Annotated in this window: 10 protein-coding genes and 1 pseudogene; 1 reads left to right on the forward strand and 10 read right to left on the reverse strand. The window is 38.6% G+C overall.

Annotated elements, in window-relative coordinates; all coding sequences use genetic code 11:
- Positions 1-28 precede the first annotated feature (28 nt).
- The 10 genes from U860_RS0117045 to U860_RS0117090 form a co-directional block, all read right to left on the reverse strand.
- Entirely contained in the window at positions 29-1006 is a 978-nt protein-coding gene (locus U860_RS0117045; protein ID WP_025149513.1) for an ornithine cyclodeaminase family protein, read from the reverse strand.
- A 19-nt stretch (positions 1007-1025) separates the two neighbouring features.
- Positions 1026-2030, reverse strand: coding sequence for a proline racemase family protein (locus U860_RS0117050; RefSeq protein WP_025149514.1), 1005 nt, complete (start codon positions 2028-2030; stop codon positions 1026-1028).
- Between the two features lie 220 nt (positions 2031-2250).
- Entirely contained in the window at positions 2251-3453 is a 1203-nt protein-coding gene (gene lhgO, locus U860_RS0117055) for an L-2-hydroxyglutarate oxidase (protein WP_025149515.1), read from the reverse strand.
- Positions 3454-3511: 58 nt separating this feature from the next.
- Complete coding sequence (gene glaH, locus U860_RS0117060; RefSeq protein WP_025149516.1) at positions 3512-4450, reverse strand: glutarate dioxygenase GlaH; 939 nt, start codon at positions 4448-4450, stop codon at positions 3512-3514.
- Positions 4451-4996: 546 nt separating this feature from the next.
- Positions 4997-5917, reverse strand: a complete 921-nt coding sequence (locus U860_RS0117065) for a type II CAAX endopeptidase family protein (protein ID WP_025149517.1) — start codon at positions 5915-5917, stop codon at positions 4997-4999.
- Positions 5918-6141: 224 nt separating this feature from the next.
- On the reverse strand, positions 6142-6267 hold the full coding sequence (locus U860_RS36855; protein ID WP_275887055.1) for a hypothetical protein: 126 nt from the start codon (positions 6265-6267) through the stop codon (positions 6142-6144).
- Between the two features lie 99 nt (positions 6268-6366).
- Entirely contained in the window at positions 6367-6720 is a 354-nt protein-coding gene (locus tag U860_RS0117075) for a DUF3870 domain-containing protein (protein ID WP_002170612.1), read from the reverse strand.
- 186 nt (positions 6721-6906) lie between these two features.
- On the reverse strand, positions 6907-8349 hold the full coding sequence (locus U860_RS0117080) for an aldehyde dehydrogenase family protein (RefSeq protein WP_025149518.1): 1443 nt from the start codon (positions 8347-8349) through the stop codon (positions 6907-6909).
- A 21-nt stretch (positions 8350-8370) separates the two neighbouring features.
- Complete coding sequence (gabT, locus tag U860_RS0117085) at positions 8371-9699, reverse strand: 4-aminobutyrate--2-oxoglutarate transaminase (RefSeq protein WP_025149519.1); 1329 nt, start codon at positions 9697-9699, stop codon at positions 8371-8373.
- 17 nt (positions 9700-9716) lie between these two features.
- On the reverse strand, positions 9717-11141 hold the full coding sequence (locus U860_RS0117090) for an amino acid permease (RefSeq protein WP_025149520.1): 1425 nt from the start codon (positions 11139-11141) through the stop codon (positions 9717-9719).
- Positions 11142-11430: 289 nt separating this feature from the next.
- On the opposite strand from U860_RS0117090, the pseudogene U860_RS36480 reads away from it, so the two are divergent.
- Positions 11431-11674, forward strand: a pseudogene (locus tag U860_RS36480) (YflJ family protein).
- Positions 11675-12358: the final 684 nt, after the last annotated feature.

Consider the following 12358-nt stretch of genomic DNA (forward strand, 5'->3'; position numbering starts at 1 on the left):
ACACAAAAAAGACCACCAAAAGGCAGTCTCAAAACTCAATCCTATTCCCCCCTCCACGCTCCACCGCTTTTTCATATAAATACTTCGCAACTATAATATCTACTACCGCTAAACCTACTGATTTGAAAACGGTAATCTCTTCATCGTTTTCTCTGCCGGCCTTTTCCCCACTTATGATTTGACCAAGTTCGGCGTGAATGCCACTTGCATTAAATAAGCCTTCTTTAATCGGAACTTGGAGGTCGCCTGTTTCTTCTAGTGCTGCTTCTTTTGATTCGACTACTACTTTGTTCGCGGTAGCGATGGCGTGGGATGGTAGTTCTTGCATGCTCGGTCTGAATGAGCCGACGGCGTTTACGTGGACGCCTTTTTGTAGTTTTTCTGAGAAGACTGGTGTGGATGCGTTCGTTGTTGTGACGATGATATCTGCTTCACTTATTGCTTCATCTGGACTTGCGTAGACGTAAGCCGGTTTGTTGAATGTCTCTTGTATATATTGTGCGAATGCATAGGCTTTTTCTTCCGTTCGGTTGTATAGAATGATTTTTTCAATGTCCCTAACAGCAAGTACAGCTTCCGCAATTCCTTTTGCCTGTTCACCTGTTCCGATGATGCATAAGTTTTTTGCGTTATGACGAGCTAAATGTTTTGTCGCTACTCCTGATAAGGCGCCTGTGCGAATCATCGTTAAGTAGGAACCTTCTAAAAGTGCGAGCGGTTCTCCCGTTTGAAAGTCTGATAGCATAACGATCCCGTTTATCGTTTTCTTTCCTATCTTTTTATTATGAGGAGCTACCGTTACTACTTTTAAACCGAGTGCCTCAAGTCCTTCCGCTACTGAAGGCATAATTAATGCAGTATTTTGCTCGCTCGCAAATGGTAATGAGGCACGAATTGGTGTAATCGTTCTTTCTGCGGAAAATTCTTTTAAAGCAAGCGCCGCGTATTCAATGACTTCGCTCATATTTACTAAGTTTCTTTGTTCGTTCGCGCTTATAACTAGCATATTTGTTCACCTCCTCCTTTTATCCTAACAAAAACCCCCGCTTCAAAACATCTCTCGGATCTACTACAAACTGATGAAATCCTGTAATAAATGCCTGCCCGGTTACTTTTGGAATAACTGCTTCATATTTATCGACCGCTGTTACGGATAATACTTCTCCCTCAAATTGGCCGTCAGTGATGCATTCGTGGATGAAAGTTTCTCCCTTTTGTAAGGCATCTTTTTCAAAAAGGGTTGCGATTCTTGCGGAAGTTCCTGTGCCGCAAGGGGAACGATCTACTTGCCCGTCAGCAAAGATCGTTACATTTCGTAAAGTGGCATCTTTTCCTTTCGGTTCATCTGAAAAAATAACACCGTATATTCCTTTTAAATCTTCTTCAAGTGGATGTTTTACTTCCATTTGACTTTCGATATAATGTTTAATTTTTCCGCCCCACGTTTGAATAGCAGATAAATCTTTGAAATCCACTTTCAAACCAAATTCTTTACTGTCTACAACTGCGTAGAATGCTCCGCCAAACGCGATATCTACTTGAAATTCATAGTCATCTATTTTGATAGGAACATCTTTTTTGTATACAAATGAAGGAACGTTTTCGAACGATACCGACTCTACTTCGCTCCCGTTATATTTTGCGTACGCAATGACTTCCCCGGCAGGGCTATCAATAATGAATTTTTGTTTTTCTCCATTCACTTCAAACATTCCAGTTTCAATTCCAACTGTAATGACAGCGATAATGCCGTGTCCACACATCGTACTCCAGCCTTCATTGTGCATAAATAATACGCCAAAATCAGCATGAGGACTTGCAGGCGGAGTAATAATACAACCGTACATGCCGTGATGTCCTCTCGGTTCATACATAAGAACCTCGCGAAGATGATCCAAATGTTCCATACAGTATGCGCGTCTTTCTAGTTGCGTTTCTCCTTTTATCTCTGGCACCCCGCCCGTAATGATTCGAAGTGGTTCTCCAGCTACATGCGCATCAATTGTTGTGTATATTTTACTAATCTTCATTTCTATCTCTCCCCTATATGTTGATACTATTTTCATTGCAAGTACTATGCCAAAGTACAGATCGCTAATTTCTTTACACTTTTTCTGAAAAATGTAAAGAATTTTATATCCCACTGTCTACTTTTTTATACAGTAGACAGTGGGATATTATTAACCTCCAATCACCCACACACTCACCAAACCCCAACCAAAAAAATCCCCCGAAACCTCGGGGGACCCATCAAACCCTCACCGCCACTACATCCGGCACTTGCTTAGCAATCTCCTCACCAATCTTTATACTAGCTGTTGCCGCCGGGGATGGTGCGTTGCAAATATGTAAGGAATTTATGCCAGGGATAATGCAGAAGTCATCAACCATATTTCCGTTTGATAAAATGGCTTGTGCCCTTACGCCTGCATGGGTTGGCACGATGTCTTTCTCTGTAAGTTCTGGTATTAAACGCTGTAAGCTTTTTAAGAATGATTGTTTACTAAATGAGCGCACCATCTCTTTTATGCCTTCTTTCATATTTGGCATCGCCATTTTCCAAAATCCTGTGTATGTCATTGTTTCCATGAAGTCTTTTATGTTGAAGTCTGTTTTCGTATAGCCTTCGCGTTTGAAGCTTAATACGGCATTTGGTCCTGCATGTACGTCTCCGTTTATCATTCTTGTGAAATGAACACCTAAAAACGGAAATTCTGGATTTGGAACTGGATAGATTAAATGTTGTACAAGATGGCGTTTTTCTGGGACAAGTTCGTAATATTCACCACGAAACGGAACAATTTTCATATCCGTTAATATTCCTGTCTTTTTCGCAATACGATCACTATGTAATCCAGCGCAGTTAATAAGAAATTTCGTTTTGAATACGCCTTTATTCGTCTCAATTGTTACGACATCTTTTTTCTCAGCAATATGTTCTGCGGCTGTTCCTAAATGTACTTCCCCGCCGCTTTCCTGAATCAAACGTGCAAATGCATAACTTACTCCTTTATAATCAGCAATCCCGCAAGAAGGAACACGGATTGCGCCAAGTCCTTTTACATGTGGCTCAACTTCGGCTAATTCTTCCTGACTAATTTTAGAAATATGTAAATCGTTTTGTAAGCCTCTCTCATATAAATTATGTAAAAGAGGAAGTTCTTCTCTTTCTGTAGCGACAATTACTTTCCCGCACATGTCATAAGCGATGTCATTTTCTTTACAAAATTGAACCATAGCTGCATTTCCTTCTTTGGCAAACTTTGCTTTATAACTCCCTGGTTTATAGTAAATTCCAGAATGAATTACTCCGCTATTATGTCCAGTTTGATGATGTGCAAGTTCCTTTTCTTTTTCAATGATCGCGATTTTCGCACGAGGGAATTTTTTCGTTAAAGCCATTCCAGTTGAAAGACCAACAATTCCTCCGCCAATAATTATAAAGTCATACATCCTACTTCCCCCTTAATAGTATAAAAGGCAGGTCTCTGTGAAAGACCCGCCGTACTTATTATTTAGAAAAACAACCTCGCTGACGCATTAGTTCTCTATATAAATCTTTATTTTTCTCAAATGCAGCTCTTCCGTGCATCCAAAATAAATTGTTTAAAAGAACTAAATCACCAACTGGTAATTTTAATGCATGCGTTGCTGGTGAGTTTTCAACAGAATACGATAAATCTTTCAGATAGTTTGCTTGTTTAATATTATCCGGATAAGCGAACTGATCAATAAAGCAAATACAAGGTGCGTTATTTACATCAAAAAATGTTTCACGATAAACGATTTCTTGCGAATTTTTACTCGGTGGTGCTTTATACGTAACCTTAACAGATGCGAGCGAATGATTTCTAAATTTATGAAGATCTTCCCAATCATCTAAATGTAATAGACGGGATTCTCCCCCTACTGCATTTTGTTCTTCAATTTTCATCATAAGAAGCCAATCTGTCGGTTCATCAACAAATGTACCGTCTGTATGAAGCGTAAACAATCGATACGCTTGGCGAAGATAAGAATCACTACTATCCGTATCTTTCACATTAAATCTCGCATAATACGTTCCTGTCATTGCATCAAAATTCGGCGTCCCGATTAAATGTGTTAATGCCGTTGCAAATTTCACATAGTCCGCTGGATCTGACGTTTCACCTTGCACCCCAATTGTAAATCCGCCCGTTTCACGGTCATGAATAATTCCGCGAATGTTATCCATAAATGATTGCCCAAAAATCTTTCTCATTCCATCCGCAAGATTAAATCGAGAGTACGGAATGTATTGTAATGACTGCTCTGAATGCCCTTTTACCTCTTCAAAAAACTGCCTAAGCAATTGCTGATTTAAAACAATATGATATAAACGTTTATGCTCTGGATGAGGAACAATCTCATATCCCTCATATTTTTTTGCAAACTTCATCTTTGCATTTTGTTCTGTAATAATCGACATTTTAATTCCTCCCTAAATGAAATATGAAGAACGTATTGACGCTTTTTACAGACAGTTATCCTTATCTTCTTTATGCCGAGATTCGGTCTTACTGCCCTAACAGCAAAAAGCCAGTCATACGCACCACGACAGAAAATCGTAGAAGCGTACAACTGGCTTATCATTACGAGTGTCTTTAATCTCTTAAAGTACAATAATAATAGACAGTTCATATGAAAATATGTGTAAAACAGGAAAGCAAGATCGGATATAGAGAAGGCTAATTTCTCGTATGGATCTTATTAATTAAATGATAATTCAAAATATTCTAACTGTCAATTTATTTTTTCTTATTTTCTCTATACTGGTTCACGGCTTTTTGGGGTACAGACAAACATCCATCAACTTAAGATTTTGAAGTATCCCCAAAACGAAAATTTCATCTTTTCATAGTTGTCCGTAGAAATTTAGTTCATTTTTTTCACTTTGGGGAAAAAATGGATTTCTTAACTTGATAGCGATGTGGCGGTACCCTATTGCCATCAACCTATTTTATGATTTTCGTTTCTATTTACTTATATTTTCATTGTTACTGAACTCTACTTCATTAGAAGTTTGTTTATATCCAAGGTTGCCTCGTGTGAAAATAAGAATAAGCAAAGCAACAATTCCCAATCCTATCACTACAAATAAATCCGAATTCTTTAAAACAGGGTTGGTGGAATGAGTTTGCACCAAGCTAAACGTATTTACACTCGCATGAACTAGCATGACAATAAATAAGTTACCGTGATGACAGTTATAGACCCAAGTGAGAATGATTGAGATCGGCAAACACAGCAAAATAAAAATCGGCAAATGAAAATATAGGAGAGAAAGATCAGAACCTGGTCCACCTCTTTGTGCAGCAGTTAAGAAATGTGGAAGATGCCAAAAAGCCCACAAAACGGTAAGTAGTAATGATGCTTTCAATGGCCCAAACTTCGATTGTAATCTTGGTAGCGCAAAACCACGCCATCCAATTTCCTCAGGTAACGGTCCACCGAGAAAGAAAATAGCTACAAAAGAGATGAGATAGGTCACATAAAATTTAGAAGTAAGGCCATCGAGGATAGGTATCCCTCCATTTAAAATTATCATCCCCAGAAACATTGCAGCAGGGATAACGATGAGAGTAAACAAGTACCACTTCAAACCGACTTTAATAGATATGATGCTTTTTCTAACTTTTTCCCATGATTCTTTGCCTTCAAGAGTTCGAAACATGATATACGCTGCTAACATAGGGCCTACAAATGCATTGGCAAAAAAGAAAATATCAAACGCTTTTGTTTTAGGGAAAATACCCCATTGGGATAAGATAAATGGAATTAATACAACCCACGAGAATAAATATGCCATTACAAAAAATGAAGTTAACGGATAGGATTCCAAATACCCTCTCAGACCTGTTGATGAGTTTTTTGATTTTGTTAAATACTTCAACATAATCACCTCTTCAATTATAAAATACTGCGATATGTGCTAATTCTACATATTTTCATAAAGAACCTTTTTGATGTAATAAAATTAAGGTTTTTGTAAGGAAGGAGCGATACGTTACCAAAGAAATGTAGAAATTTCTATAACAGTTTCCTTCATTTCTTTGTCTACCTTGAGTGCTACCCTATGCCCATCAACTTAAGAATTCGGAATTACCCCAGAACGAAATTTTAGCTTGATGGATGTGTGGCGATACCCCTACACACTTTACACATTTTACAAATCCCCTTACTTTCCGCACATCCTCTTTTTTTCTCCTCTTGTTTTACAACTTGAACTTCACTTATTTTTTTCATGTTCCTTTCCTCCTCAATATAAAAAGCCAGTCGTATCCCTTTAAAGGAAATACAACTGGCTCTTGTTTATGGACATAAATGCGATAAACTAGACAGTTATTATGGAGTTGTTTCCTCGTACTCACCTTGAGGCTGTTCATCATTTAAATAACTTACATATTGGCGATGCAAATCTTTTACCGCACTAACGATAGCATTTTGCGCTTTTCCTTGATAATGATCCGTAATATCTTGAACGATTTCTTCAATACCATCTCGCAAACTATGTCCTCTCAAAATTTGAGCGACGAAGTCTCTACCGTGCTCTGTCGCAAGTGTACATGACGCTTCAATAATGACATGGTATTTATGATCTGCCTCAATTGTAATTGTTAATGTTTCATACATACTGCGAACAGCCATCCCTTTCGGAAGTCTCGAATGTCCCGCCATAAAAAAAGTCCCTTTACGCATATTTCATCCTCCGTTACTATGTTTTTTATCCCGAATTAACGGGCAGTAAGACTCCCACCTCAAAATTCGGCGAATGCGAGGGAGTTAGGTGGGAGATCCACTGCCCGTAAAAGCCTGATTGGTGAGGGCTGATAATCAGAGGGGGATAGACAAAACCCCCTCTGATTATTAGTTTCACTTTATCGCTTATACTTGATCTACGTATACTGTCTTTATTCTCGTATAAAATTCCTTAGCCGCTTTTCCTTGTTCACGCGGTCCAGCACTAGAGTTTTTCATTCCGCCAAACGGAACTTGTGGTTCTGCTCCTGCCGTTTCTGAATTCACATGAACCATTCCAACTTCCATATCATCAATAAACCTTTGCGACAAACTTAAATTATTTGTACAAATCGATGCGCTTAGCCCATATTCTGTATCATTCGCTAAAGAAACGGCTTCCTCATAACTTTTCACTTTAAATAAACATATAACAGGCCCGAAAATCTCTTCTTTCGCAATGCGTGCATCTTGATCTACATTTTCAAAAATAGTCGGTAAAACATAACACCCTCGCTGCAATTCTGCTTCTTTCGGCACGCTACCTCCATAAAGTAAAGAAGCCTCGTGTTTCCCTACTTCAATCATCGATAAAACAGATTGCTGCTGTCCCTTGGAAACACATGGGCCCATAAATGTATCAGGTTCTAACGGATTCCCAACTGTAAGAGCCTCAGTGCTCCGCAAAAGTTGATCGCGAAACGCTTCATAAATTTCCTCTTCCACTATCACTCTACTTGTTGCTGTACACTTTTGCCCTGTTGACATAAATGCACCCTTTATCGCAATATTTACCGCCTTTTCAATATGAGCATCTTTTAATACAACTAACGGATTTTTCCCGCCCATTTCTAGCTGTACTTTTTTCCGAGTTTCAACGGCTGCTTTTTGAATGATGTTTCCAACGTGATTAGAACCAGTAAAGGATACCGCTTGTATATCCGGATTTCCCGTTAATTCTGCTCCAACTTCAGAACCTTTGCCGAATACACAATTTATAACGCCTGCTGGAATACCTGCCTCATGAAATGCATTTACAAGGTGGTACACTGATTTTGGCGTAACTTCAGCCGGCTTAATGACAATCGTATTTCCGTAAATAAGTGCCGGCGCCATTTTCCACGCTGGAATCGCAATCGGAAAGTTCCACGGCGTAATTAATCCAACTGGCCCTACTGCCACCCGTTTACTGTAAAGCATTGTACTTTCATTAGCAGACGGAATGAGCTCTCCTATCGGCTGATTTGCTTCCCCTGCATAATATTCAAGAATGCTAATAGCACGCTTCGTCTCTCCTATTCCTTCCGCAATCGTCTTTCCTTCTTCGTTCGTTACATCTTGCCCAATTTCATTTACCTTTTCTTTCAAAATAGCTGCCGCTTTCCATAAATAGCTTGCTCTTTCTTGAAACGATAACCGTTGCCATTTTTGGAAAGCTTCTTTCGCTGATGCGATGGCTACTCGTGTATCTTCTACTGAACTGAACGGGAATTCACCTAGTACTTCCCCGTTATGCGGATTATAATTTTTAACGTATGCATTCGTGGAAGGTTCTTTCCACTCACCGTTTATATAATTGAAAAACCTCATTCCCCTGCCCCCACCATTTTTTTATTTTGATAGTTTCGCAATAGCAGCTTCAATAATAGTAAGCCCTTCTTCAAGTTGTTCATTTGTTATAACAAGAGGCGGTAAGAAGCGAAGTACATTGCTATAAATACCAGCACTTATTGTAATGACCCCTTTACTATGCGTTTCCTTCATAATCGCTTTAACCTCTTCCGTTGCTGGCTCTTTCGTTTCTTTATCCTTCACAAGCTCAATTGCTGTCATAGCGCCAATACCTCTAACATCACCAACTAATTCATATTTATCTTTCCAACTATTAAATACTTCCATCATACGCTCACCAATTTCTATCGCACGCTTTACTAAATGCTCTTCTTCGATTACATCTAAAACAGCTAATGCAGCAGCGCAAGCGACTGGACTTCCTGAAAAAGTACCACCTAATTGACCTGGGCCAGATGCATCCATCAATTCAGCTCTTCCTGTTATTGCGCTCAGCGGCATGCCGGCAGCGATTGATTTGGAAAATGTCATTAAATCAGGAGCTACACCGAAATGATCCATTGCAAATAAGCTACCCGTACGAGCGAAACCTGTTTGAATTTCATCCGCAATCATAACAATTCCATATTTATCGCAAATATTTCGTACGCCTCGCATGAACGTAGTCGTCGGAACGATAAATCCACCTTCCCCTTGAAGCGGTTCCAAAATAATCGCAGCAATATTATCACTTGCTACTTCCTCTAACATAAAACGCTCAAAGTACGCTAAAATTTGCGCGTCTACTTCTTCTTGCGTCAGTCCTTCGTCAGCACGGTAATAATACGGATATGGCAATTTGTATACTTCTGGTGCGAACGGTCCAAATCCATGCTTGTACGGTTTCACCTTACTTGTCAGTGACATCGTCATAAGTGTACGCCCATGATAAGCGCGCTCAAACGAAACGATAGCACTTCTTCTAGTTGCTTTTCTAGCAATCTTCACCGCATTTTCTACTGCTTCAGCTCCGCTATTAGCGAACATCGTTTTTTTCTTAAAATCTCCTGGCGTTAATTCATTCAGTCTTTCAGCTAATGCAATATAACTTTCATACGGCGCTACGTGAAAACAACTATGAATAGAAGATTCTACTTGATCTTGAATTGCCTTTACTACTTTCGGATGACAATGCCCAACGTTTTGCATACCAATCCCGCCCGCAAAGTCGATTAGTTCATTGCCATCTACATCTGTAATAATCGCGCCTTTTGCTGATTGCACATACAACTCTGTAATATTGTAAGGCCCTTCTGGCACTGCATTTTTTCTTCTTTCATGTAATATGCTAGATTTTGTAGTTGTAATATCTTTCTTCTCTTTCAACATGGAACATACCCCTTTTCTTATTCTTTCTCTAAGCTAATTTCCGAATCTTGTATAATCGTAAAATCATTTAATTTTTGCTTATCTAACTTTCTAACTCTTAGAAAATAACTTATTATTACTACAATTGTAGCTAGTAATGTCATGTAAAATTGCATACGCATATCTTCTATAAACGCTTGTGAAGCAAATATCGTAATAATCATCAAAAGCGTTGCATATGTGAGATAAGGGAATAACCACATTTTCACTTTTAGCTTTCCAGCTCCTTCTCTTTCCCTTTCTCGTCTTAACCGAATATGTGAAACTGCAACGAACATATACATAAGCATCGTTACACCACCTGAACTATTTGCTAAAAACGCAAACAGTTTATCAGGAGATATAAATTTCAACATCGCGCAAATAAATGCAAATACGATACTTGCAAATATCGCTACAACCGGTGTCCCTCTACCATTTAACCGTGAGAAACTAGCCGGAGCATCACCTTTTTTAGCAAGTGAAAATAACATACGTGAACTCGTATATATACCTGAGTTCATAACGGAAAGTAACGATAGAAATACAACACCATTCATAATTTCTGCGGCTGCAGGTATTCCTGCCATATTGAATAAACTTGCATACGGAAGTTTTAATAACTCCTTATCCGTCCACGGAATAAACATAACTAAAATCGTTACCGACCCGACAAAGAAAAGCATAAGGCGCCATACTACACTATTAATAGCTCGTATAACATTTTTCTCTGGATTCTCAGATTCCCCGGCTGCAATAGCGGCCACTTCACTCCCTGATAACGAGAAAGAAATAAACACTACGCTCAGTAATACAGGGACAATTCCATTTGGAAAGAAGCCTCCATTTTCCGTAATAATAGCAAGACTCGGTCTCTCTACTCCTGGAACAAGTCCAAAAAACATCGAAACTCCTAAAATTAAAAACGCAACAATCGCCACAACTTTAATAAACGCTAACCAATATTCAAACTCCCCGTACAATTTTACTGAATATACATTCGTCATTGTCATTAAAAGAATCATACATAAACTCGCCATCCATGCTGGAACCGAAGGAAACCAATTGTTAATCATCACACCTAAAAGTACCGCTTCAATTGCGATAATAATGACCCAATTAAACCAATATAACCAACCGATTGTATACCCTGCCCACGGTCCAATTGCTTTATTCGCATAAGTCGCGAAAGAACCGCTATCAGGATTTTCCGCTGCCATCTCTCCTAACATCCGCATCACGAGTACTACCATTAAAGCGCCGATAATATAGGAAAAAATCGCTGCTGGCCCCGACGCTTGAATAATCGTTCCACTTCCTACAAACAAACCTCCACCGATAACCCCGCCGATCGAAATCATTGTTATATGCCTAGTTTTTAAATCCTTTTGTAACTCCTTTTTCGCTTTAGCCAAACAATTCACCAGCCCCTCCATTAGCGTGGACACGCACTATATTCCATTACCCCTTGGACTTGATAGTGCTTTCTTTAAATCTCCTCCTGCTTTAAAAAAAATAAAAAGAGCCAGAAAAACAATGTACACATTTACATTGGATTTTACTGTCTCTATCCTTATGGCTCGTCCTCCTGCTAAGGAAGCTCAAGTGGAAAGAAGCTCCGCTATTAAATTGAACAAAAGTAACTTCGGGCTTACAGAGAGGCTAATCACTGTCATCCGATAATAAGTTAATCATAATACAAATAAACTGAATATTCAATGTTCAGTTTCGATAAATTTCCTTAATAAAAAAAGAAAATTACCCGCGGCCGAAACATATACTGTTCAAAAGCGAAAAAGGAAGTGGTCTCATGTACTACGGAACAAAAGGCTGGTACGTAGCTGAATTAAAAAAATTAGGTGTTCGTTATCATGAAGGACGAAAACTAGAAAGTTACCGCGGACACGTCTTACGCACTTTATTAACCGAACAGCAAGAGAAAATAAAAGAAAAGTAATTTACTAGTAAAATGATATTGACCGATTCTCTTAATATATCAACGATTTTTCAAATATATCGATCACAACTCGGAATATATCGACTTATCGACAAATCCCATCAAACTCACCCTCTATGCTGCCAACCAATTACACATTATACTCAGATAATGCAAACCAAAAAAGGTCACCCAATCATTAAATTTAGATAATAATTTATAGGATAGTTAGTCTATTAGGAGGGCTGATTATCCTTTTTTATTTACATAATGAGGTGAACCGAGATATCAATGGCTATCGTCAATATTCGGAAGCTGATATTTCTTGGATCAATTTCTTAATCCGTTTAAGAGTAACAGGAATGTCAGTCACAGACATGAAACTTTTTTCTGATTTACGAAGTCAAGGTGAACCGAGATAAGTGCTAGACGAGAATTGTTAGAAATACATCAAAACAAAATCCTTAAAGAAATTAAAGAGTTGAAGGATAACCTGGTGAAAATTGAAGAAAAGATTGATTACTATAAGAGGATGGAGGAACATAGGGAATAACCATTTTACATTATCATTTATGTCAAAAGTTTAGGGAAGTATCTACTGAAAGAACGCTATTCCTTCGGAAGAATGGCGTTTTTTTGTTTTAGGGGTATTAATTTTTTCTTAACTTGATGGGCATGTGGCGAGACCCCACATCCATCAACTTA

The sequence above is a fragment of the Bacillus sp. H1a genome (assembly GCF_000633475.1).
GTDB lineage: Bacteria > Bacillota > Bacilli > Bacillales > Bacillaceae_G > Bacillus_A > Bacillus_A paramycoides.